Annotated in this window: 18 protein-coding genes; 15 read left to right on the top strand and 3 right to left on the bottom strand. The window is 68.8% G+C overall.

Annotation, left to right across the window (positions count from 1 at the left end; translation table 11 throughout):
* Positions 1-5 precede the first annotated feature (5 nt).
* The 11 genes from L2C96_RS25485 to L2C96_RS25435 all read left to right on the top strand — a co-directional run bounded on the left by L2C96_RS25485 (position 6) and on the right by L2C96_RS25435 (position 17,318).
* Positions 6-1,340: an MCE family protein gene (locus L2C96_RS25485; protein ID WP_027935787.1), complete on the top strand. Its 1,335-nt coding sequence runs from the start codon at positions 6-8 to the stop codon at positions 1,338-1,340.
* Complete coding sequence (locus L2C96_RS25480; protein WP_237338063.1) at positions 1,337-2,368, top strand: MCE family protein; 1,032 nt, start codon at positions 1,337-1,339, stop codon at positions 2,366-2,368. The genes L2C96_RS25485 and L2C96_RS25480 overlap by 4 nt, the downstream gene beginning before the upstream one ends.
* Positions 2,365-3,351 carry an MCE family protein gene (locus L2C96_RS25475; protein ID WP_237338062.1) on the top strand — a complete coding sequence of 329 codons (987 nt, stop codon included), beginning with the start codon at positions 2,365-2,367 and terminating at the stop codon, positions 3,349-3,351. The genes L2C96_RS25480 and L2C96_RS25475 overlap by 4 nt, the downstream gene beginning before the upstream one ends.
* Entirely contained in the window at positions 3,348-4,532 is a 1,185-nt protein-coding gene (locus L2C96_RS25470) for an MCE family protein (protein ID WP_237338061.1), read from the top strand. Before L2C96_RS25475 ends, L2C96_RS25470 begins: the two co-directional genes overlap by 4 nt.
* On the top strand, positions 4,529-5,740 hold the full coding sequence (locus L2C96_RS25465) for an MCE family protein (protein ID WP_020417552.1): 1,212 nt from the start codon (positions 4,529-4,531) through the stop codon (positions 5,738-5,740). The genes L2C96_RS25470 and L2C96_RS25465 overlap by 4 nt, the downstream gene beginning before the upstream one ends.
* Positions 5,740-6,999, top strand: coding sequence for an MCE family protein (locus tag L2C96_RS25460; RefSeq protein ID WP_020417553.1), 1,260 nt, complete (start codon positions 5,740-5,742; stop codon positions 6,997-6,999). Before L2C96_RS25465 ends, L2C96_RS25460 begins: the two co-directional genes overlap by 1 nt.
* Positions 7,000-7,035: 36 nt before the next feature.
* Complete coding sequence (locus tag L2C96_RS25455; protein WP_237338060.1) at positions 7,036-7,623, top strand: hypothetical protein; 588 nt, start codon at positions 7,036-7,038, stop codon at positions 7,621-7,623.
* 34 nt (positions 7,624-7,657) lie between these two features.
* Positions 7,658-8,578, top strand: a complete 921-nt coding sequence (locus tag L2C96_RS25450) for a hypothetical protein (protein WP_237338059.1) — start codon at positions 7,658-7,660, stop codon at positions 8,576-8,578.
* A 970-nt stretch (positions 8,579-9,548) separates the two neighbouring features.
* The gene (gene rpoB / locus L2C96_RS25445; RefSeq protein ID WP_027935789.1) at positions 9,549-13,049 is read left to right on the top strand and encodes a DNA-directed RNA polymerase subunit beta; all 3,501 of its coding nucleotides are present in this window, start codon (positions 9,549-9,551) and stop codon (positions 13,047-13,049) included.
* A 91-nt stretch (positions 13,050-13,140) separates the two neighbouring features.
* Positions 13,141-17,052, top strand: a complete 3,912-nt coding sequence (locus L2C96_RS25440) for a DNA-directed RNA polymerase subunit beta' (RefSeq protein WP_020417557.1) — start codon at positions 13,141-13,143, stop codon at positions 17,050-17,052.
* Between the two features lie 119 nt (positions 17,053-17,171).
* The gene (locus tag L2C96_RS25435; RefSeq protein ID WP_020417558.1) at positions 17,172-17,318 is read left to right on the top strand and encodes a hypothetical protein; all 147 of its coding nucleotides are present in this window, start codon (positions 17,172-17,174) and stop codon (positions 17,316-17,318) included.
* A 56-nt stretch (positions 17,319-17,374) separates the two neighbouring features.
* Here L2C96_RS25435 and L2C96_RS25430 read toward each other — a convergent pair whose 3' ends face one another.
* From L2C96_RS25430 to L2C96_RS25420, 3 genes are read right to left on the bottom strand one after another with little or no spacing between them, the layout of a single operon-like run.
* Positions 17,375-18,601, bottom strand: coding sequence for a WXG100 family type VII secretion target (locus L2C96_RS25430; RefSeq protein ID WP_237338058.1), 1,227 nt, complete (start codon positions 18,599-18,601; stop codon positions 17,375-17,377).
* A 1-nt stretch (position 18,602) separates the two neighbouring features.
* Positions 18,603-18,944, bottom strand: coding sequence for a DUF6317 family protein (locus L2C96_RS25425; protein ID WP_020417560.1), 342 nt, complete (start codon positions 18,942-18,944; stop codon positions 18,603-18,605).
* Positions 18,941-19,528 (bottom strand): YbaB/EbfC family nucleoid-associated protein, encoded by a 588-nt coding sequence (locus tag L2C96_RS25420; protein ID WP_020417561.1) that lies wholly within the window; start codon positions 19,526-19,528, stop codon positions 18,941-18,943. Before L2C96_RS25420 ends, L2C96_RS25425 begins: the two co-directional genes overlap by 4 nt.
* Positions 19,529-20,078: 550 nt before the next feature.
* Here L2C96_RS25420 and rpsL point away from each other — a divergent pair.
* From rpsL to tuf, 4 genes are all read left to right on the top strand, one after another.
* Entirely contained in the window at positions 20,079-20,453 is a 375-nt protein-coding gene (gene rpsL, locus L2C96_RS25415) for a 30S ribosomal protein S12 (protein ID WP_003102113.1), read from the top strand.
* Positions 20,453-20,923, top strand: a complete 471-nt coding sequence (gene rpsG / locus L2C96_RS25410; protein WP_017986602.1) for a 30S ribosomal protein S7 — start codon at positions 20,453-20,455, stop codon at positions 20,921-20,923. The genes rpsL and rpsG overlap by 1 nt, the downstream gene beginning before the upstream one ends.
* 64 nt (positions 20,924-20,987) lie before the next feature.
* Positions 20,988-23,087, top strand: a complete 2,100-nt coding sequence (gene fusA / locus L2C96_RS25405) for an elongation factor G (protein ID WP_020417562.1) — start codon at positions 20,988-20,990, stop codon at positions 23,085-23,087.
* 129 nt (positions 23,088-23,216) lie between these two features.
* On the top strand, positions 23,217-24,410 hold the full coding sequence (gene tuf, locus L2C96_RS25400; protein WP_017986604.1) for an elongation factor Tu: 1,194 nt from the start codon (positions 23,217-23,219) through the stop codon (positions 24,408-24,410).
* Positions 24,411-24,427: the final 17 nt, after the last annotated feature.

Genomic DNA, 24,427 nt, shown 5'->3' with positions numbered 1-24,427 from the left:
TCACTGTGGTGACCTTGCGCCGCAGGCTGCTCGGCCTGCTCCTGATCGTGGTGCTCGCGGCGGGCGTCACGCTGTCGATCGCCATGTACAACAAGGCGTTCACGCCGACCGTCGAGGTGAAGCTGCAGGCAGGCGAGGTCGGCAACCAGCTGCTGCCGCAGTCCGACGTGAAGGTGCGCGGGCTGATCGTCGGGTCGGTGAAGTCGATCGACGCGAGCGCCGAGGGCGCCACGCTGACGCTCGCGCTGGACCCGGAGTCGGCGAAGCTGATCCCGGAGAACGTGAGCGCCCGGTTCCTGCCGAAGACGTTGTTCGGCGAGCGGTACGTGTCGCTGGAGATCCCGGAGCAGCCGTCGGCGCGCACGATCGCCGCGGGCGACGTGATCCCGGAGGACCGCACGCAGAACGCGGTCCAGCTGTCGCAGGCCCTGGACAACCTGCTGCCGGTGCTGCAGGCCGTGCAGCCGGAGAAGCTGTCCACCACGCTGACCGCGATCTCGACCGCCCTGCAGGGCCGCGGCGAGACGCTCGGGCAGACCCTGTCGGAGCTGGGCACCTACTTCGGCGACCTGAACCCGCACCTGCCGCAGCTGCAGGAGAACCTGCGCGAGCTGGCGAAGTTCTCCGACAACCTCAACGAGGCCGCGCCGGATCTCGTGCAGACGCTGGACAACCTGTCGACCACGACGAAGACGGTGTTCGACGAGCAGCAGAACCTGCAGGCCCTCTACGCCAACGTGACGGCCGCGTCGCAGACCCTGGAATCGTTCGTGAGCGCGAACGCGAGCAACCTGATCAGCCTCGCCGAGAACTCCCGGCCGACGGCCGAGCTGCTGGCGAAGTACGCGCCGGAGTACCCGTGCCTGTTCGGCTCGATGGCCGAGCTGGTGCCCTACGTGGACGAGGCGCTGGGCAAGGGCACGAACCAGCCCGGCCTGCACGCGACGATCGAGATCGTCACCACCCGCGGGCCGTACGTGGCAGGCCGCGACGAGCCGCGCTTCGAGGACAAGCGGGGCCCGCGCTGCTACAACGTCAAGGACTTCCCGCAGCCGTTCCCGCAGTACCCGCCGGAGGGCCCGATCAAGGACGGCGCACAGCCGACGCCGGGCTCGCGTCCGGCCAGTGACGGGCTCCAGCCCGCCAACACCATCGCGGACGCCGGCGGCTACAACGGCGGCGGCGCGGCGGGCGGCAACCCGGCCAACAGCCGGGCCGAGCTCGACTTCCTGTCCCAGCTCGTCGGCCCGCAGGTCGGCCTCGACCCGGCGGCCATGCCAGGCTGGTCCGGCCTGCTCGTGGGCCCGCTCTACCGGGGTGCGGAGGTGACGGTCAAGTGAGGGGACTGGTCGCGCCGCTGGTCAAGCTGACCATCTTCATCGTGATCACCGTGTTGTTCACGGCGATCCTCGGCATCAGCATCGCCAACATCAACACCCAGGACACCACCGGCTACAGCGCCCGCTTCACCGACGCGACGCTGGTGCTGCCCGGCGACGACGTCCGCATCGCGGGCGTGAAGGTCGGGCAGGTCACCGACGTCAAGATCGTCGACCGGCGCCAGGCCCAGATCGACTTCGAGGTCGACCAGGGCCGAACCCTGCCCGCCGGGGTCACGGTGCAGATCAAGTACCGCAACCTGGTCGGCCAGCGGTACCTCTCGCTCGGCCAGGGCGCCGGGGACGACAAGGAGACGCTCAAGCCGGGCAGCACGATCCCGCTGGAGCGCACCACGCCGGCGCTCGACCTGGACGAGCTGTTCAACGGGTTCAAGCCGCTGTTCCGCGCGCTCAACCCGGAGGACGTCAACAAGCTGTCCTACGAGCTGATCCAGGTCCTGCAGGGCGAGGGCGGCACGATCGACAGCCTGCTCGCCCACACCGCGTCGCTGACCACCACGATCGCGCAGAAGGACCAGGTGATCGGCCAGGTGGTGACCAACCTGAACACGGTGCTGGACGCGGTCAACGCGCACACCCCGCAGCTGACCGACCTGATCGACAAGCTGCAGCAGCTCACCACCGGCCTGGCCCAGGACCGCGACTCGATCGGTGACGCGATCGACGCGCTCGGCGGGCTGGCCAACACGACCGCGGGCTTCCTCGACGAGGCACGCGAACCGCTCAAGAACGACATCTCGGCGCTGGGCGGGCTCGCCCAGAACCTCAACGACAGCGAGCCACTGGTGGAGCACTTCATCCAGTTCCTGCCGGAGAAGGTCACGACGCTGGCGCGCACGGCCGACTACGGTTCCTGGTTCAACTTCTACCTCTGCTCGGCGAGCGGGAGCGTGTCGCTGCCGCCGCTGATCAACCAGGAGATCAACCTCCCGATCATGCCGGCGACCCAGGCGCGGTGCGGATCATGAGGAGCTTCCAGTCGCGCAACCCGGTGCCCATCGCGGCCGTCGGCCTCGTGCTGATGCTGCTGGGCTTCATCGCCGCGCTCAACGCCGACGACCTGCCGATCATCGGCGCCGGGACCAGCTACGAGGCGGAGTTCACCGAGGCGGCCGGCCTGAAGGCCGACGACGAGGTGCGCGTGGCAGGCGTGAAGGTCGGCAAGGTCACCGACGTTGCGCTGGACGGCGCGTCGGTGAAGGTCACGTTCAAGGTCAAGGACACCTGGCTCGGTGACAAGACCGCGGCGGCGATCAAGATCAAGACGCTGCTCGGCCAGAAGTACCTCGCGCTCGACCCGGTCGGCGAGAAGGCGCTCGACCCGGGCACGCCGATCCCGAAGGAACGGACGCTGGCGCCCTACGACGTGCTGGACGCGTTCCGGGACCTGTCCTCGACGGTGAACGACATCGACACGGACCAGCTGGCCCAATCCTTCGACGTGCTGTCCCAGACGCTCTCCGGCACCTCCGACAACGTGCGCGGCGCGCTCAACGGCCTGTCGCAGCTGTCCGACACGATCGCCAAGCGGGACACCGAGCTGGCGCAGCTGCTGCAGAACACCAACCAGATCTCGCAGACGCTGGCCGACCGCGACCAGCAGCTCACCCGGCTGCTGCAGGACGGCAACCTCGTCCTGCAGGAGGTCGCGGCGCGTGAGCAGGCGATCTCCACGCTGCTGGCCGGCTCGCAGGAGCTGTCCCGGCAGCTGCAGGGGCTGGTGAGCGACAACGACGCCCAGCTGACGCCGGTGCTGACCTCGCTGGACCAGCTCACCGCGATGCTGCAGCGCAACCAGGACAACCTGGCGCAGGGCATCGCCCGGTTCGCGCCTTACATCCGCGTGTTCACCAACACCGTCGGTAACGGGCACTGGTTCGACAACTACATCTGCGGTCTGATCCTGCCTTCGATCGGCCCCCTGAACGAAGAGGGGTGCAACCAGAAATGACGGAGACCCGCTTCGGCCGATCCCTCGCGCGCGGCGTCGCCGCGGCGTGCGTGCTCGGCCTCGTCGTGGCCGGCGTGCTCTGGTGGACCCTCAAGGACGCCGACAAGAAACACCTCACCGCCTACTTCACCAGCGCGACCGGTCTCTACGTCGGCAACAGCGTGCGGGTGCTCGGCGTGGACATGGGCAAGGTGACCTCGGTCGAGCCGATGGGCGACCGGGTCAAGGTCGTGATGGAGTACGACCGCACGGTGCGGGTGCCCGCCGACGCGCAGGCCGCGATCGTCGCGCCGTCGCTGGTCAGCGACCGGTACGTGCAGCTCGCCCCGGCCTACACCGGCGGCGACGTGATCAGCGAGGGCGCCACCATCCCGCTGGAGAAGACCGCGGTGCCGATCGAGGTCGACCAGCTCTACGAGAGCCTGGACAAGATCAGCCGCTCGCTCGGCCCGAACGGGGTCAACTCCAACGGCTCGCTGTCGGACCTGCTGACCACGCTGGCGCAGAACCTGGACGGCAACGGCCAGGCCCTGCACGACACGATCACCAAGCTGAGCCAGGCGTCGAAGACGTTGTCCGGCAACGAGGACGACCTGTTCGGCACGATCTCCAACCTGGCCGACTTCACCACCACCCTGGCCAACAGCGACAACCAGGTGCGCCAGTTCGAGCAGCGGCTGGCCGACGTCTCCGGCTACCTGGCGGGGGAGAAGGACAACCTGGCCGCCACGGTGCAGCAGCTCGGCACCACGCTCGCCACCGTGCAGCAGTTCATCAACAACCACTCCGACCGGCTGAAGTCCAATGTGGACAAGCTGGCCAGCGTGACCCAGGTGCTGGTGGACCAGCGCAGCGCGCTCGCCGAGATCCTCGACGTCGCGCCGGTCGGCCTGAACAACGTGATCAACGCCTACAACGGCTCGTCGGGCACGCTCGACGCGCGGGCCAACCTCAACGAGCTGACCCAGCCGCCGATCGTGATGATCTGCAACCTGCTCAAGCAGACCCCGTCCGCGCTGGACGCGATCGGCGACCTGTGCAGCTCGGTCGCGCCGCTGCTGGACGGCGCGGTGCCGCTGCCGTCGGTCGCGCAGACGGTGCACGCGCTGCAGAACGGCGAGCTGCCGCCGCTGCCGCTCCCGCTGGCGCAGACGGTCTACGGAACGGGGGCGTCGCGATGAGGAAGACGATCGCGCTCGTCGCCGCCGGCGTGGCCGGCGCGCTGACCCTGTCCAGTTGCTCGTTCGGCGGCATCTACGACGTGCCGCTGCCCGGCGGCGCCGACCTCGGCGACCACCCGTACACGGTCAAGGTCCAGTTCAACGACGTGCTCGACCTCGTGCCGCAGGCTGGCGTCAAGGTCAACGAGGTCCCGGTCGGCCGGGTCGAGGCGATCGGCCTGACGCCGGACGGCTGGCACGCCGAGGTCACCGTGAAGCTCAACGGCGACGTCAAGCTGCCGGCCAACTCGCTCGCCAACATCCGGCAGTCCAGCCTCCTCGGCGAGAAGTACGTCGAGCTGGCCTCGCCCGGCGACGACCTGGCGCAGGGCACGCTCACCGACGGCGCGGAGATCCCGCTGGCGCGCACCAACCGCAGCGTCGAGGTGGAGGAGGTGCTCGGCGCGCTGTCCATGCTGCTCAACGGCGGCGGGGTCGAGCAGCTCAACACCATCACCAAGGAGCTCAACGCCGCCACCGAGGGCCGCGAGCCGGACATCCGGCGCCTGCTGGACAACGCCAACCAGCTGGTGTCCACACTGGACGCCCAGTCCGGCGACATCACCCGCGCGCTGGACGGCCTCAACCGGCTCGCCAGCACGCTGGCCGGGCAGAAGGACCAGATCGTCAACGCCATCGACGACCTCGGCCCCGGCATCGGCGTCCTGGAGCAGCAGCGCACCCAGCTGGTCACCATGCTGCAGGCGCTGCAGAACCTCTCCGGCGTCACCGTCGACACGCTGAACAAGAGCCAGGAGAACCTGGTCGCCGACCTGCGGGCGCTGCTGCCGACGCTGCAGAAGCTCGGCGAGGCCGGCGCCGACCTGCCCAAGTCGCTGGAGATCCTGCTGACCTACCCGTTCACCGACGCGGCGGTCGACGGCGTGAAGGGCGACTACTTCAACCTCTACGCCAAGATCGACCTCAACCTGCAGAACGTGCTGCAGAACCTGAGCCGCAGCAGGCAGAACCCGCTCGGCGGCGTGCTGCCGGACAGCCTGGCCGGGCTCACCGGCGGCGTCGAGGGCGAACAGGCCAACCAGCCGCCGCCGCTGCCGTTGCCGCAGGATCTGGCGCCGCAGAGCACGGCTGCGACCGGCGCGACCGGGGCGCAGCCGCAACAGACCGGGGTCGCGGGCATCTTCGGCCTGCTGGCGGGGGGTGTGTGATGCTGGTCCGCAAGACCAAGATCCAACTGATCGCGTTCCTGGTCATCTCCGTGGTGGCCGTGGTGTACGCGCTGATCCGGTTCGCCGGGCTCGGGCAGGTGTTCGGCCAGACCGGCTACACGGTCAAGCTGGAGCTGACCCAGTCCGGCGGCATCTTCACCGGGGCCGAGGTCACCTACCGCGGCTACAACATCGGCAAGGTCGGCCAGCTGCGGCTCACCGCCGAGGGGCTGGAAGCGGACCTGGAGATCGCGCCGGACACCCCGCAGGTGCCGGCGAACCTGCAGGCCGTCATCGCCAACCGGTCGGCCGTCGGCGAGCAGTTCGTGGACCTGCGGCCGGTCGCCGACGGCGGTCCGTACCTCGCGGGCGGCTCGGTCATCCCGGCCGCGAAGACCCAGGTGCCGATCGGCACCGACCAGATCATCACCGACCTGGACAGCCTGGCGTCCTCGGTGCCGAAGGACGCGCTGCGGACCGTCGTCGACGAGTCCTACGACGCGTTCAACGGCACCGGGCCGGGCCTGCAGCAGCTGCTGGACACCGCGCGCGACTTCACCGCCACCGCGCAGCAGTACCTGCCGCAGACCGTGCAGCTGCTCGACTCCGGCGAGCGGGTGCTGCAGACGCAGAACCAGCAGGCGGGCAACCTGAAGGAGTTCAGCGCCAACCTCAACGAGCTGTCGGCGACGCTGAAGGGCTCCGACGCCGACATCCGGCGACTGATCGAGGTCGCCCCCGGCGCGGCGCAGACGCTCAACCAGTTCGTCACCGACCTCGGGCCCGGTCTCGGTGAGCTGACCGCGAACCTGCTGACCACGTCGAACCTGCTGCTGACCCGGCAGGACGGCATCCAGCAGGTGCTCGTCAGCTACCCGGTGCTGGCGGTCGGCGCCCGCAGCGTGGCGCCCGGTGACGGCACCGCGCACCTCGGGCTCGCGCTCAACCTGTTCGACCCGCCGGTGTGCACCAAGGGCTACATGAGCCCGGAGGAGTACCGCACGGGCGCGGAGACGACCCCGCGCGACCCGAACCTGAACTCGTACTGCGCGGAGCCCGCGGGCAGCCCGATCGGCGTGCGCGGCGCCCAGAACGCGCCGTACAACGGCGTGCCGGTCGCGCCGACGCCGCAGGACGTGCAGCAGAACTCGACCCGCGACGAGGAGCAGCTGGCGTACATGCGGGGCACCCCCGGCGTCGTCGGCTCGCCGGGCGTGTCGATCACCAGCCTGTCCGCCCTGCTGGGGCTGCCCGGCTGACGCCGCCCACACCCGACCTACCTACTCTGGAGTGTTATGAGTTCGGACGAGGCACGGACCGAGGACGCCGGCTTCCCGGAGCCGCCTGCCGCGGACCCGGCGGCCGGGGACAAGCTGGGCCGGTACCTGGTGCTGGGCACGGCCGCGCTGGCCGCGGCGACGCTGATCGTGGCCGGGATCTTCGGCGTCCAGTGGTGGGTCGCCTCCGCCGACGACAACCTGGACCTGGCCCAGGCCCGCGACGACGTGGTCAAGGCGGGCACCACGGCGGTCAAGGCGTACACCGAGCTGGACTACACCAACCCGGACGCCTACTTCGCGCAGCAGAAGGCCGTCTCGACCCAGGAGCTGGTCGACCAGATCACCGCGAGCGAGCAGAACTACCGCCAGGCGATGGCCGACGCCAAGACCAAGGTGACCACCACGGTGCAGGACATCGGCGTGGAGGAGCTGGACCTGCACGGCGGGAAGGCGAGCTTCCTGGCCGCGATCAGCACGCTGGTCACCAAGGAGGGCGCGCAGCCCGCCGCCAAGCCGTTGCGGCTGGAGGTGCAGATGACCCGGGTCGGTGACGAGTGGAAGGTGTCCGGGATCGGGTCGGTGCCGCTCGTGAGCGGGCAGTAGCCGTCGCCCCAGGCGTACGAGGAGAGGACCAGTCATGCCACCGTCTCGCCGGCAGCCGCCGCCGGTGCGCCGCCGCCCCAAGGTCGCAGGCGCCGGGATCCGGCGCCCCTCGCCGAGGCCCCGCGACGAGGAGTACACCGAGACCGACGAGGTCAGCGCGCCCGAGGTCGAGGAGGCTTCGGCGCCGGCCGAGCCCGCTTCGGTTGAGCCCGCTTCGGCTGAGCCCGCATCGGCTGAGGCTGCGGAAGCCCCGGCCGAGCCCCGGCGGCCGAGCCCGCGGCCGAAGGCCCGCGACGCGGGGGAGCCGAAGCCGCGGAGCTACGCCGAGGCCGAGGCCGCCGCGGCGGAGGAGGAGCCCGCGGAGCCCGGCCCGCGGCGCAAGACCAGCCCGTACGTCCTGGCCGGCGCGCTGTTCGGCCTGGCGCTGGTGCTGGCCGGGTTCGCGGTGTGGTTCAAGATCGAGGGCAACCGCGTCGACGCGATGACCTCGAACACCGCCCTGCTGGACACCGCTCGTACCGCGGACGTCAGCAAGGCCGCGTCGAACGCCGTGGAGTCGCTGTTCTCCTACGACTTCAACAACATCGCGAAGACCCAGGACGCGGCCAAGGACCTGCTCCTCAACGACGAGGTGAAGGCCACGTACAACCGCATCTTCGGCGAGGTCGAGCGGCTGGCCCCGCAGCAGAAGATCGTGGTCACGGTGAAGGCGACCCGCAGCGCGGTGATCATGCTGGACGGGGACCGCGCGAAGGTCATGGTGTTCGTCGACCAGACCTCGACGCGCACGGACCAGAACCAGACCGCGAGCGGCAGCGCCCAGCTGTGGCTGAACATGCAGTACGTGGACGGGAAGTGGAAGGTCTCGGCGCTCGACACGTACGCGGCAGACCAGCCGACGCCCACGCCCGCGCCGTCCAGCGCGCCCCCGGCGTCGCCGGCGCCGTCCCGCTGACCCAACGGCACCACGGCCCGCCGAGCCCCCGGCGTCGCCGGCGCCGTCCCGCTGACCCCGACGGCACCACGGCCCGCCGAGCCCCCGGCCCGGCGGGCCGTTCCGCTGTCCGGGCGAGGCCGGCCCGCCGGCGGCAGGGCGCGCGACTGGCCGGTGGCGGCGGTGCCCCCGGTGCCCGCCCGCCGAGGTGCGCCGTTCTGCTTACTGAGGGGAGGCCGGCCCGGCCGCGCGACCGACCGCCGGACGCGGCGCCGCCGCCCGCCCGATCCCGACTCGGGCGGGGGAGTCCGCGGGACGCGGCCACGGCGGAGCCGCCACGGGCACCAGAAGCAGCCGCCGCCCGTTCCAGAGGCCTGCACGCCGCGGCGCACTCACCCCGTCGCCACTCCCCGAGCCGACTCCAGGGCCTACCGGGGCGCGCGACACGACACCCTCCGGCACGTGAAGCGCGCCACTAAAACCAGCCGCGATCGGTCCTCCACGGCGGCCGGACCGGGGCCGCCGCGCCGCTCCGCGGGGCCCCGCCACAACACCCGAGGACGATCTTGGACCGGCGTGAGCCGAGCCGCAACCCCTGGTGACCACAACCGTCCCAGCGCGCCTCCGCGCGCACGAATCCCCAGGTCGAAGCCGTGTACGGACCGCGATGGCGTTGCGCCAACCGGCGGGTTCGCCGCGTGGCATCTTGACTCTTCGGCGCCGGGGGTTCACGCTTATCGCCAACGGCAGCACCCTGCGGGAGGGTCTGCCGGGAGGCGATGCCTGAGGACGTCGTGATCGAGGTGCGGGCCCCATCGAGAGGTCCCCTCGACAGAACGCGTCGTTCGGGCTAGACTGCTTCTTTGCGCTGCCCTCTTTCAGGCTGCCCGGAGACGGAAGCTAGGATAGTGGGCACACGGCACCCTTGACAGTCGCTTTAGCTGTTGCTAACGCGGCTGCGCACCGCTCATTGTCCCCGGAAGGACGCATCTTGGCAGTCTCTCCCGCGAACCAGGCCACTGCTGCGACCACCTCGGCTGTAACGGAGCCGAACCCGACGGGAATTCCCGGAGCCCCCAAGCGGGTCTCGTTCGCGAAGATCCGCGAGCCCCTCCCCACCCCCAACCTGCTGGACGTGCAGATCCAGTCCTTCCAGTGGTTCACCGGTGACGAGAAGTGGTTCGAGCGCCGCGTGAACGAGGGCGAGGAGAACCCCGTCGGCGGCCTCGAAGAGGTCCTCAACGAGATCTCGCCGATCGAGGACTTCTCCGGTTCGATGTCCCTGTCCTTCTCCGACCCGCGCTTCGACGAGGTCAAGGCCTCCGTCGAGGAGTGCAAGGACAAGGACATGACGTACGCGGCCCCGCTGTTCGTGACCGCCGAGTTCGTCAACAACAACACCGGCGAGATCAAGTCCCAGACGGTCTTCATGGGCGACTTCCCCGTGATGACCGAGAAGGGCACCTTCATCATCAACGGCACCGAGCGTGTCGTGGTGTCCCAGCTGGTCCGGTCGCCCGGTGTCTACTTCGACACCAGCGTCGACAAGACCACCGACAAGGACGTCTTCAGCGTCAAGATCATCCCGAGCCGCGGCGCGTGGCTCGAGTTCGACGTGGACAAGCGCGACACCGTCGGCGTCCGCATCGACCGCAAGCGCCGCCAGCCGGTGACCGTGCTGCTGAAGGCCCTCGGCTGGACGACCGAGCAGATCCGCGAGCGGTTCCACTTCTCGGAGACCCTGCTCGCGACGCTCGAGAAGGACCACACGGCAGGCACCGACGAGGCGCTGCTCGACATCTACCGCAAGCTGCGCCCGGGCGAGCCGCCGACCAAGGAGAGCGCCCAGACGCTCCTGGAGAACCTGTTCTTCAAGGAGAAGCGCTACGACCTGGCCAAGGTCGGCCGCTACAAGCTGAACAAGAAGCTGGGCCTGAACCTGCCGTACGAGACCGGCACCCTCACCGAAGAGGACATCGTCTCGACCATCGAGTACCTGGTCCGCCTGCACGCGGGTGAGACCAAGATGGGCGAGGGCGAGAACGAGGTCCCGGTCGAGGTCGACGACATCGACCACTTCGGCAACCGCCGCATCCGCACCGTGGGCGAGCTGATCCAGAACCAGATCCGGGTCGGCCTGTCCCGCATGGAGCGCGTCGTCCGCGAGCGGATGACCACGCAGGACGTCGAGGCGATCACGCCGCAGACCCTGATCAACATCCGCCCGGTCGTGGCGGCGATCAAGGAGTTCTTCGGCACCTCGCAGCTGTCGCAGTTCATGGACCAGAACAACCCGCTGTCGGGCCTGACCCACAAGCGCCGCCTCAACGCGCTGGGCCCGGGTGGTCTGTCCCGTGAGCGCGCCGGCATGGAGGTCCGCGACGTCCACCCGTCGCACTACGGCCGCATGTGCCCGATCGAGACGCCGGAAGGCCCGAACATCGGCCTGATCGGCTCGCTGTGCTCCTACGCGCGGGTCAACCCGTTCGGCTTCATCGAGACGCCGTACCGGAAGGTCGTCGAGGGCCGGGTCACCGACCAGGTCGACTACCTGACCGCCGACGAGGAGGACCGCTACGTCAAGGCGCAGGCCAACGCGCCGCTGACCGAGGACGGTCACTTCGCCGAGGCCCAGGTCCTTGGCCGACGCAAGGGCGGCGAGGTCGAGCTGCTCGACCCGCTGGAGATCGACTACATGGACGTGTCGCCGCGTCAGATGGTGTCGGTCGCCACCGCGATGATCCCGTTCCTCGAGCACGACGACGCCAACCGCGCGCTGATGGGCGCCAACATGCAGCGCCAGGCCGTGCCGCTGCTGCGCGCCGAGTCGCCGCTGGTCGGCACCGGCATGGAGCTGCGTGCCGCGGTCGACGCCGGTGACGTGCTCGTCGCCGAGCAGGCCGGTGTCGTCGAGGAGCTCTCGGCGGACCTCGTGACGATCATGCACGACGACGGCACCCGCAAGAGCTACGGACTGCACAAGTTCCGCCGCACCAACGCGGGCACCTGCTTCAACCACCGCCCGATCGTGTCGGAGGGCGACCGCGTCGAGGCCGGCCAGGTCATCGCCGACGGCCCGTCCACCGACCAGGGCGAGATGGCGCTCGGCAAGAACCTGCTCGTGGCGATCATGCCGTGGGAGGGCCACAACTACGAGGACGCGATCATCCTCTCCGAGCGCCTGGTGCAGGACGACGTGCTCACCTCGATCCACATCGAGGAGCACGAGATCGACGCCCGCGACACCAAGCTCGGCGCCGAGGAGATCACCCGGGACATCCCGAACGTCTCCGAGGAGGTCCTGGCGGACCTGGACGAGCGCGGCATCGTGCGCATCGGCGCGGAGGTCCGCGACGGCGACATCCTGGTCGGGAAGGTCACGCCGAAGGGCGAGACCGAGCTGACCCCGGAGGAGCGCCTGCTCCGCGCGATCTTCGGCGAGAAGGCCCGCGAGGTCCGCGACACGTCGCTGAAGGTGCCGCACGGCGAGACCGGCAAGGTCATCGGCGTCCGCGTGTTCTCCCGCGAGGAGGACGACGAGCTGCCCCCGGGCGTGAACGAGCTCGTCCGCGTCTACGTCGCGCAGAAGCGGAAGATCCAGCCGGGCGACAAGCTCGCCGGCCGCCACGGCAACAAGGGTGTCATCGGCAAGATCCTGCCGGTCGAGGACATGCCGTTCATGGAGGACGGCACCCCGGTCGACATCATCCTGAACACCCACGGTGTGCCGCGACGGATGAACATCGGCCAGATCCTCGAGCTGCACCTGGGCTGGCTCGCCTCGCAGGGCTGGAAGATCGAGGGCAACCCGGAGTGGGCGCAGAACCTCTCCGAGGAGCTCTACGACGTCGAGCCCGGCACGAACACCGCGACCCCGGTGTTCGACGGCGCGCAGGAAGAGGAGCTCACCGGCCTGCTCGCGTCGACCCGGCCCAACCGGGACGGCGAGCGCATGGTCAAGGAGAACGGCAAGGCGACGCTGCTGGACGGCCGTTCCGGCGAGCCGTTCCCGTACCCGGTGGCCGTCGGCTACATGTACATCCTCAAGCTGCACCACCTGGTGGACGACAAGATCCACGCCCGCTCCACCGGCCCGTACTCGATGATCACCCAGCAGCCGCTGGGTGGTAAGGCGCAGTTCGGTGGCCAGCGCTTCGGTGAGATGGAGTGCTGGGCGATGCAGGCCTACGGCGCGGCCTACACGCTGCAGGAGCTGCTGACGATCAAGTCGGACGACGTGGTCGGCCGCGTGAAGGTGTACGAGGCGATCGTCAAGGGCGAGAACATCCCCGACCCGGGCATCCCGGAGTCGTTCAAGGTTCTCCTCAAGGAGCTGCAGTCGCTCTGCCTGAACGTGGAGGTCCTCTCCAGCGACGGCGCGGCGATCGAGATGCGCGACTCCGACGACGAGGACCTGGAGCGCGCCGCCGCCAACCTCGGCATCAACCTGTCCCGCAACGAGTCGCCCTCGGTGGACGACGTCGTGCAATGACGTAGCGACCGGGAGCGGGGCCACCTCCCGCGGCCCCGCTCCCGGTAGCCGACTCCTCTAGCCGAATCAACCCCAAAGGGGATGCAACGACGTGCTGGACGTCAACTTCTTCGATGAGCTCCGGATCGGCCTGGCGACCGCCGATGACATCCGTCAGTGGTCCTTCGGCGAGGTCAAGAAGCCGGAGACCATCAACTACCGCACCCTGAAGCCGGAGAAGGACGGGCTCTTCTGCGAGAAGATCTTCGGCCCCACCCGGGACTGGGAGTGCTACTGCGGTAAGTACAAGCGGGTCCGCTTCAAGGGCATCATCTGCGAGCGCTGTGGCGTCGAGGTGACCCGCGCCAAGGTGCGCCGTGAGCGGATGGGCCACATCGAGCTGGCCGCGCCCGTCACGCACATCTGGTACTTCAAGGGTGTTCCCTCGCGTCTGGGCTACCTGCTCGACCTGGCGCCGAAGGACCTCGAGAAGATCATCTACTTCGCGGCCTACGTGATCACCGGTGTGAACACCGAGCTGCGGCACAACGACCTGCCGACGCTGGAGAACGAGATCAGCGTCGAGCGGAAGAACATCGAGGCGAAGCGCGACGCCGACATCGAGGCGCGCGCGCAGAAGCTCGAGGCCGACCTCGCCCAGCTCGAGGCCGAAGGCGCCAAGTCCGACGTGCGCCGGAAGGTCAAGGAGGGCGGCGAGCGGGAGATGAAGCAGCTCCGCGACCGCGCCCAGCGCGAGCTGGACCGGCTCGAGGAGATCTGGACCACCTTCACCAAGCTCGAGCCGCGTCAGCTGATCGCGGACGAGACCCTGTACCGCGAGCTGTACGACCGCTACGGCGAGTACTTCACCGGCGGCATGGGCGCGGAGGCCATCCAGAAGCTGGCCACCGAGTTCGACGTCAACGCCGAGGCCGAGAAGCTGCGCGACACCATCCGCAACGGCAAGGGGCAGAAGAAGCTCCGCGCCCTGAAGCGGCTCAAGGTCGTCGCGGCCTTCCAGGCCACCGGCAACGACCCGCGCGGCATGGTCCTCGACGCGGTCCCGGTGATCCCGCCGGACCTGCGCCCGATGGTGCAGCTCGACGGTGGCCGCTTCGCCACCTCGGACCTCAACGACCTGTACCGCCGGGTCATCAACCGGAACAACCGCCTCAAGCGGCTGATCGACCTCGGCGCGCCCGAGATCATCGTCAACAACGAGAAGCGGATGCTGCAGGAGGCCGTCGACGCGCTGTTCGACAACGGCCGCCGCGGCCGTCCGGTCACCGGTCCGGGCAACCGGCCGCTGAAGTCGCTGTCCGACCTGCTCAAGGGCAAGCAGGGCCGGTTCCGCCAGAACCTGCTCGGCAAGCGCGTCGACTACTCGGGCCGTTCGGTCATCATCGTCGGCCCGCAGCTGAAGCTGCACCAGTGCGGTCTGCCCAAGGACATGGCGCTGGAGCTGTTCAAGCCGTTCGTCATGAAGCGGCTGGTCGACCTGAACCACGCGCAGAACATCAAGTCCGCGAAGCGGATGGTGGAGCGGGCCCGCCCGCAGGTGTGGGACGTGCTGGAAGAGGTCATCACCGGTCACCCGGTGCTCCTCAACCGTGCGCCGACCCTGCACCGGCTGGGCATCCAGGCCTTCGAGCCGCAGCTGGTCGAGGGCAAGGCCATCCAGCTGCACCCGCTGGTCTGCGAGGCGTTCAACGCGGACTTCGACGGTGACCAGATGGCGGTGCACCTGCCGCTGTCGGCCGAGGCGCAGGCCGAGGCCCGGATCCTGATGCTGTCGGCGAACAACATCCTGTCGCCGGCGTCGGGCCGCCCGCTGGCCATGCCGCGTCTGGACATGGTCACCGGCCTGTTCCACCTGACCCGTCTCGACGAGAACGCGGTCGGCGCAGGCCAGGCGTTCAGCTCGCCGGCCGAGGCCATCATGGCCTTCGACCGCAAGACGCTGGGCCTGCACGCGCCGATCAAGATCCGCGTCAAGGACCGTCAGCCGAACAAGGCCCAGGTCGCCGAGCTCACCGAGAAGGGCTGGGAGCCCGGTCAGCCGTGGCTGGCCGAGACCACCCTGGGCCGGGTGCTGTTCAACGACCTGCTGCCTGCGGACTACCCGTTCATCAACGAGCCGCTGCCGAAGAAGCGCCAGGCGGCGATCGTGAACGACCTCGCCGAGCGGTACTCGATGACGCAGGTCGCGCAGGTCCTGGACCGGCTCAAGGACGCCGGCTTCTACTGGGCCACCCGCTCGGGTGTCACGGTGTCGATGTTCGACGTCATCGTGCCGCCGGAGAAGAAGGAGATCCTCGACCGGTACGAGGCCAAGGCCGCGCAGGTGGAGAAGCGCTACCAGCGTGGTCAGCTCTCGCACGCCGAGCGCAACAACGAGCTGGTCAAGGTGTGGACCCAGGCGACCGACGAGGTCGCGGAGATCATGGAGGACGCCTTCCCCGAGGACAACCCGATCTCGATGATCGTGAAGTCCGGGGCGGCGGGCAACATGACCCAGGTCCGGTCGCTGGCCGGTATGCGTGGTCTGGTGTCGAACCCGAAGGGTGAGTACATCCCGCGGCCGATCAAGTCGAACTTCCGCGAGGGCCTGTCGGTGGCGGAGTACTTCATCGCCACCCACGGTGCGCGGAAGGGTCTGGCCGACACCGCGCTGCGGACCGCCGACTCGGGTTACCTGACCCGTCGTCTGGTGGACGTGTCGCAGGACGTCATCGTCCGGGAGACCGACTGCGGCACCAGCCGCGGCGTGACCCGGCCGATCGGCGAGAAGCAGCCGGACGGCACCGTGCTGCGCGGCGCGCACGTGGAGACCAGCGTGTACGCCCGGACGCTCGCCCAGGACGTCACCGACGAGCAGGGCAACGTCGTGCTCAACGCGGGCGACGACCTGTCCGACCCGGCCATGGAGAAGCTGATCGCCTTCGGCGTCACCAAGGTCAAGGTCCGCTCGGTGCTGACCTGCGAGTCGGCCGTCGGTGTCTGCGCGATGTGCTACGGCCGCTCGATGGCGACCGGCAAGCTGGTCGACGTGGGTGAGGCCGTCGGTATCGTCGCCGCCCAGTCGATCGGTGAGCCGGGCACGCAGCTGACGATGCGTACCTTCCACCAGGGTGGTGTCGCCGGTGACGACATCACGACCGGTCTGCCCCGTGTCACCGAGCTGTTCGAGGCCCGGGTCCCGAAGGGCAAGGCGCCGATCGCCGACGTCGATGGCCGCGTGCGCATCGAGGAGAGCGAGCGGTTCTGGAAGATCACGCTCATCCCGGACGACGGTGGCGAGGAGATCGTCTTCGACAAGCTGTCGAAGCGTCAGCGCCTGGCCAACACGCCGAACGGGCCGCTGCAGGACGGCGACCACGTGAACGTCGGCCAGCTGCTGCTCGAGGGCACGCCGGACCCGCACGAGGTGCTGCGTGTCATGGGCCCGCGCGAGGCGCAGATGCACCTCGTCGAAGAGGTCCAGAAGGTGTACCGGGCCCAGGGTGTGTCGATCCACGACAAGCACATCGAGGTCATCGTCCGGCAGATGCTGCGCCGGGTGACGATCATCGACTCCGGTTCGACGGACTTCCTGCCGGGCGAGCTGCCCGAGCGGACCAAGTTCGAGAGCACGAACCGGTCGGTCGTGGCCGAGGGCGGCGAGCCGGCCTCGGGCCGCCCGGTGCTGATGGGTATCACGAAGGCCTCGCTGACCACGGACTCGTGGCTGTCGGCGGCGTCGTTCCAGGAGACCACGCGTGTCCTGACCGACGCGGCGATCAACGGCCGCAGCGACAAGCTCGTGGGCCTCAAGGAGAACGTGATCATCGGTAAGCTGATCCCGGCGGGCACCGGCATCAACCGGTACCGGAACATCCAGGTGCAGCCGACGGAAGAGGCCCGGGTGGCGGCGTACGCCATCCCGTCCTACGACGACGGCTACTACACTCCGGACGTCTTCGGCACCGGCACCGGCGCCGCGGTTCCGCTGGACGACTACGACTTCGGTCGCGACTTCCGCTGACCTGAGTTGTCCCGAAGCCCCCGGCTCCCTTCGCGGAGCCGGGGGCTTCGTCGTGTCCGCGGCGGGGCGCGGAGGTAGCGTGAGGCGCGAGTTCACACGAGCGACACGAGGAGGGCGTTGTGAACGCAGAGCAGACCCCGGAGGAGGCGCCGTCGAGAGGGCGGCACGCAGCGCCCGAGGGCGCCCCGACGCACCCGGCGATCGACCTGTCGAGGGACCCCAACCCGGGCAAGCCGGACCACGCCAAGCCCGACGAGGACGACTAGGTCTTTGCACGTGAAAGGGGCCCCAGGCGCGTGCCTGGGGCCCCTTTTCGCGCGGCTCAGAAGTCGAGCTTGCCGCTGATCTCGGCGTCGTCCATGTCCGGATCCCCAGCGACGCCCCGCCGCTCGACGGCGTCTTTGAACGGCTGAACGGTCTCGCTGGCCGCCTTGGCGGTGCCCGCCAGGTCCGGGACCTTGATCTCCTCGCCGCGTCCGTCCTTCGCGACGTTGTCGTAGGTCGAGAACACCTTCTCCTTGGCGGCCTCGACCGCCGAGTCCCGGATCGTCTTGCCTGCCCGCTCGCGGATCGCGCCGCCGAGGGTCTCGGTGCCGTCCTTGAGCTTGCCGACGAGTTCGTCGCCGAGCTTCTCGGTCAGCGTGCCGTCGACGAGCTTGCCGACCCGGCTGTCCGCGGTGCCCAGGCCGTCGGCGAGCTTCCGGAACCCGGGGATCTTCGCCAGGAACGCCTGGATCCTGCCGATGAGCTCGTTGAGCTTGTCGATGATCTGCTTGAGCTTGAGGACCCAGCGGTTGGCCTTCATGGTCTCCGTGCCCGCTCGCACGGCGGTGGCTCCCGTCGCCACGGTGAGCGAGCCGCCGAACGTGACGGTGGACGCCGCGAGCGCGGCGAGCCAGGTCACGATCAGCCACTCCACGAAGTCGCTGATGATGCTGGTGATCACGTCCTTGATCACGCTCATCACGGCCGAGCTGACCGCGAGCAGTGTCGCGATCTCGCCGGTGGCGCCCGCGGTGCCCTTGAGCCCGTCCCGGAACTCCGCCAGCCGTTCGCCCGCCGCCGCGGCAGCGGGGCCCTCCCAGCCGGCGAGGCCCTCGACGAGCAGCTTCTCGGTGTCGGCGCACAGCCGCTCGATGTCCCCGCCCAGCGCGTTGAAGGCGTCCGCGCCTGCCTGCAGTGCCTCGGGATCGCCGGTGACCAGTTCGAGCGCCTCGTTGAGCGGCTCGATCCAGCTGATCAGGAAGCTCACGCCGTTGGAGATCAGCCAGCCCAGCGGGTCGGACACGATGCCGGTGATGGTGCCGGCCGCCTCGTCCACGAAGCTCGTGGCGGCACTGAGCGTCTGGAAGCCCTCGCTCGCCAGCGTCTGGAGGTCGCCGTCCTCCATCGCCTGCCGGAGCTTGGACGTGGCGTCGAACGCCTGCTCGCCCTTGTCGTAGAGCTTTCCCGCCGGAGTGTCCGCGAAGCGCTCCAGGTTCGCCTCGGCGTCGTACTCGCCGGCGATGTCGCCGAGGTGGCTGACCAGCGCCTCTTCGTTGGTGGGCACGTCAGACCACCCCCTCGGCTGCCTCGTCGAGGTCTTCGCCGATGTCCCGGAACGCGGCGACTACGCCGTCGTCCATGGCGGCGTACATGTCGGCCGCCTTCGTCAGCTTCGCGCCGATCGCCTGGTAGCCCTCGGCCATCTGGGCCAGGTGGTCCTTCAGCTGGCCCAGCATGTCCCGGTAGACGGTGTGCACGACGGGCTGCCCGAGCAGACCCCACGACGCCGGCGGCACATCGGCGTCCTGCAGCTGCTGCTGCAACGCGCTGACCTGCGAAGTCTGCGCCGCCGCCGCGGCGGCCGTCTTGCGCAGCGCTCCGACGTCGACCGAGAAACCCCCGCTCACCGGCGCTCACCCTCGTCGAACGGGTCCAGGAAGTCGTCGTCCTCGGCGGGCCTGCGGCGGACCTCCGGGCGGGCCGGCCGGGACGGCTGCTGCTCGGCCAGGAAGTCCTCCTCGGCGAAGTCCGCGCCCTGGTCGATGGGCCGCTGCGGCACCACCGGGCGTTCGTCCGCGACCGTCGCCTTCAGCGCGGCCACGCTGGTGCCGAACGCCTCCGCCTGGGTCTGCAGCACCTGCTCCAGCACGTTGCTGGACGGCCCGAGCGCGTCCTGCACGATCGCGGCCTGCCGGCGCGCCGCCGCGGCCACCGCCTCGTGGATCGTCGCCGTGATGGTCGACGACAGCTGGATCGCGCTGCCCTGCAGCGCCTCCTCGCTCACCCGCACCGACTGCACGCTCCCGCCCGGCCCGGCGACGACCGTCACGGCCCGGTCGGGGGAGGACACGGTGACCGACAACTCGCCGATCTCGTCCTTCATCCGGGTGAACGCGGCCTGCCGCTGCTCACCCTGCTGCTTCAGCTCGTCGATCCGGCGCAGCTTCTGCTGCAGCTGCTCGACGAGGTCGCCGTGGCTGCCGTACGCCATGCAGGTCCCTCCCCGTGGTGAATTGCGCACCTTCGGTATCGGATCATGCACCACACGTGTGTGCGGCGGGCGCGCTTCCGGGCAACTCACCGATTCGATTGATCACTTTTCGCCACGCGGGAATTCCGCCGCCAATTCCGGCGTTGTAACACTCGCCGAAGATGCCCCCCGACCTGCTCGAACGCGCAGGCCGACGGTGTCCCGACAGTTGGCGGAAGGGTCCTGCGAGGCCGTCTTTCCGCTAGACTCGCCACACCACCTTCTCGCCGGAGCCGGGGTGTGAGCCCGTTAGGGACCCCCGATGCCACCGCCTGCCACAAGGGCGGGTATCTTTGACGACTGTGCCCGGCATGCGTCGGGCCGCTCTGCGTGCTTTTCGGCCAAGCGGGGATGCTCCGGCATCGTGGCGACGGCCGCGGCGAAGCGGAGCTCCACGGAAATCCGAGGGAACGTTAGCGGTCGAGAGACCCAGACGCGGGCCGACACGCCCGACCTCGGGGGCCGGGGAGACCAAGACGGAACAAGCAAGACGCGACAGAAGGCTGGTCCATTGCCCACGATCCAGCAGCTGGTCCGCAAGGGCCGCCAGGACAAGGCTGCCAAGCAGAAGACCGCGGCCCTCAAGGGGAGTCCGCAGCGGCGTGGCGTGTGCACCCGCGTGTACACCACGACGCCCAAGAAGCCGAACTCGGCGCTGCGCAAGGTCGCGCGTGTCAAGCTGACCAGCGGCATCGAGGTCACCGCCTACATCCCGGGCGAGGGCCACAACCTGCAGGAGCACTCGATGGTGCTCGTGCGCGGTGGTCGTGTGAAGGACCTGCCCGGCGTTCGCTACAAGATCATCCGCGGTTCGCTCGACACCCAGGGTGTGAAGAACCGCAAGCAGGCGCGCAGCCGGTACGGCGCGAAGAAGGAGAAGAGCTAATGCCCCGCAAGGGTCCGGCCCCGAAGCGGCCGCTGATCTCCGACCCGGTCTACGGTTCTCCGCTGGTCACGCAGCTGATCAACAAGGTGCTGACCGACGGCAAGCGCTCGCTGGCCGAGCGCATCGTCTACGGCGCGCTGGAAGGCGCCCGTGAGAAGACCGGCACGGATCCCGTCGTCACGCTGAAACGTGCGCTGGACAACGTGAAGCCGAGCATCGAGGTGAAGAGCCGCCGCGTCGGTGGTGCCACCTACCAGGTGCCGATCGAGGTCAAGCCGGGCCGCTCGACGACCCTTGCGCTGCGGTGGATCGTCAGCTTCTCCCGCGCCCGCCGCGAGAAGACCATGATCGAGCGCCTGCAGAACGAGCTGCTCGATGCGAGCAACGGCCTCGGGGCCAGCGTGAAGCGCCGCGAGGACACCCACAAGATGGCCGAGTCCAACAAGGCGTTCGCCCACTACCGGTGGTGAACGTAGCCCGGCTGCCGAGACAAGCCAGGCCGGGCCCCAAGCTTCGAGACAGGGGAACAGTGCAGTGGCACGCGACGTGCTGACCGACCTGAACAAGGTCCGCAACATCGGCATCATGGCTCACATCGACGCCGGTAAGACCACCACCACCGAGCGGATCCTGTTCTACACCGGGATCAACTACAAGATCGGCGAGGTGCACGACGGCGCCGCGACGATGGACTGGATGGAGGAGGAGCAGAAGCGGGGTATCACCATCACCTCGGCTGCCACCACCACCTTCTGGGCCGACCACCAGATCAACATCATCGACACCCCCGGCCACGTCGACTTCACCGTCGAGGTGGAGCGTTCGCTGCGGGTGCTCGACGGTGCCGTTGCCGTCTTCGACGGCAAGGAGGGTGTCGAGCCCCAGTCCGAGCAGGTCTGGCGCCAGGCCGACAAGTACGAGGTCCCGCGCATCTGCTTCGTCAACAAGATGGACAAGCTGGGCGCGGACTTCTACTTCACCGTCCGCACCATCGAGGAGCGCCTCGGTGCGCGCCCGCTGGTCATCCAGCTGCCGATCGGCGCCGAGAGCGACTTCCAGGGCGTCATCGACCTGGTCCGCATGAAGGCGCTGACCTGGCGGGGCGAGGTCAAGAAGGGCGAGGACTACGAGGTCGAGGAGATCCCGGCCGACCTCGCCGACAAGGCCGCCGAGTACCGCGACAAGCTGATCGAGGCCGTCGCGGAGACCGACGACGCCCTGATGGAGAAGTACTTCGGCGGCGAGGAGCTGTCCGAGGCCGACATCAAGGCCGGCATCCGCAAGCTGACGGTCGCCCGCGAGGCGTACCCGGTGCTGTGCGGCTCCGCGTTCAAGAACAAGGGCGTGCAGCCCATGCTGGACGCGGTGATCGACTACCTGCCGTCGCCGCTGGACGTCCCCGCCGTCGAGGGCACCCTCACCGACGGTGAGACCGCCGCGTCGCGGAAGCCGTCGGTCGACGAGCCGTTCGCGGCTCTCGCGTTCAAGATCGCCGCGCACCCGTTCTTCGGCAAGCTGACCTACGTCCGGGTGTACTCGGGCAAGGTCGCCGCCGGCGCGCAGGTCATCAACTCGACCAAGGAGCGCAAGGAGCGCATCGGGAAGCTCTTCCAGATGCACTCCAACAAGGAGAACCCGGTCGACGAGGCCCAGGCCGGCCACATCTACGCGGTCATCGGCCTGAAGGACACCACGACCGGTGACACCCTGTGCGACCCGCAGAACCCGATCGTCCTCGAGTCGATGACCTTCCCGGAGCCGGTCATCAAGGTGGCCATCGAGCCCAAGACGAAGGCCGACCAGGAGAAGCTGTCGACCGCGATCCAGAAGCTGGCCGAGGAGGACCCCACCTTCCAGGTCCAGCTGGACGAGGAGACCGGTCAGACGATCATCGCGGGCATGGGCGAGCTGCACCTCGAGGTGCTGGTCAACCGCATGAAGTCCGACTACAAGGTCGAGGCGAACATCGGTAAGCCGCAGGTCGCCTACCGCGAGACGATCCGCCGCACGGTCGAGAAGTACGAGTACACGCACAAGAAGCAGACCGGTGGTTCTGGTCAGTTCGCGCGCGTGATCATCAAGCTGGAGCCGCTGTCCACTGGCGACGGCGCCCTCTACGAGTTCGACAACAAGGTCACCGGTGGCCGCGTGCCGCGCGAGTACATCCCGTCGGTGGACGCCGGTGCCCAGGACGCCATGCAGTACGGTGTCCTCGCCGGTTACCCGCTGGTCGGGCTGAAGGTGACCCTGTTGGACGGCGCTTACCACGAGGTCGACTCGTCGGAAATGGCCTTCAAGATCGCCGGTTCCATGGCGCTCAAGGAGGCCGCGCGCCAGGCCAGCCCGGTTCTGCTCGAGCCGGTCATGGCCGTCGAGGTGACCACCCCCGAGGACTACATGGGTGACGTCATCGGCGACCTCAACTCTCGCCGTGGCCAGATCCAGGCCATGGACGAGCGGGCAGGCACCCGAGTCGTGAAGGCACTGGTTCCGCTGTCCGAGATGTTCGGGTACGTCGGCGACCTGCGGTCTCGTACCCAGGGTCGGGCGAACTACTCGATGACGTTCGACTCCTACGCCGAGGTTCCCTCGAACGTCGCGAAGGAGATCATCGCGAAGGCGACGGGGGAGTAAACCCCTCCGCACCCAACGCGGGCGCGCACAGGGGCCTCCCCTAGGGTCCGCACAACCGACCAGATCGATCGCCGTTCGGCTGCCACGCCGTCCGGTGAAGCAAAAGCAAGAGTCCAGGAGGACATTCCAGTGGCGAAGGCGAAGTTCGAGCGGAGCAAGCCGCACGTCAACATCGGGACCATCGGTCACGTCGACCACGGCAAGACCACGCTGACCGCGGCGATCACCAAGGTTCTGCACGACAAGTACCCGGAGCTCAACGAGTCCCGGGCGTTCGACCAGATCGACAACGCGCCGGAAGAGAAGCAGCGCGGCATCACGATCAACATCTCGCACGTCGAGTACCAGACCGAGAAGCGTCACTACGCCCACGTGGACGCCCCCGGTCACGCGGACTACATCAAGAACATGATCACCGGTGCCGCCCAGATGGACGGCGCGATCCTGGTGGTCGCCGCGACCGACGGCCCGATGCCGCAGACCCGTGAGCACGTGCTGCTCGCCCGCCAGGTCGGCGTGCCCTACATCGTGGTGGCCCTGAACAAGGCCGACATGGTGGACGACGAGGAGATCCTCGAGCTGGTCGAGCTGGAGGTCCGCGAGCTGCTGTCCTCGCAGGAGTTCCCCGGCGACGACGCCCCCGTGGTCAAGGTCTCCGGCCTCAAGGCCCTCGAGGGCGACGCCAAGTGGGCCGAGTCGGTTCTCGAGCTCATGCAGGCCGTCGACGACAACGTGCCGGACCCGGTGCGTGACCTCGACAAGCCGTTCCTGATGCCGATCGAGGACGTCTTCACCATCACCGGCCGCGGCACCGTCGTGACCGGTCGCGTGGAGCGCGGCCAGATCAACGTCAACGAAGAGGTCGAGATCGTGGGTATCCGCGAGAAGTCGACCAAGACCACCGTCACCGGTGTCGAGATGTTCCGCAAGCTGCTCGACTCGGGCCAGGCCGGTGACAACGTCGGTCTGCTGCTCCGCGGCATCAAGCGCGAGGACGTCGAGCGCGGCCAGGTCGTCGTGAAGCCCGGCACCACGACTCCGCACACGGAGTTCGAGGGTTCGGTCTACATCCTGTCCAAGGACGAGGGTGGCCGGCACACGCCGTTCTTCAACAACTACCGCCCGCAGTTCTACTTCCGCACGACCGACGTGACCGGTGTCGTCACCCTCCCCGAGGGCACCGAGATGGTCATGCCGGGTGACAACACCGAGATCAAGGTGCAGCTCATCCAGCCGGTCGCCATGGACGAGGGTCTGCGGTTCGCCATCCGTGAGGGTGGCCGGACCGTCGGCGCGGGCCAGGTCACCAAGATCATCAAGTGATTCCATCCGGCCCCGGA

Origin of the sequence: Amycolatopsis tucumanensis (genome assembly GCF_021654135.1) — a bacterium.
Classification (GTDB): domain Bacteria; phylum Actinomycetota; class Actinomycetes; order Mycobacteriales; family Pseudonocardiaceae; genus Amycolatopsis_E; species Amycolatopsis_E tucumanensis.
Note: the sequence above shows the minus strand (reverse complement) of the source record. Positions and strands in the feature narration are given on the sequence as shown.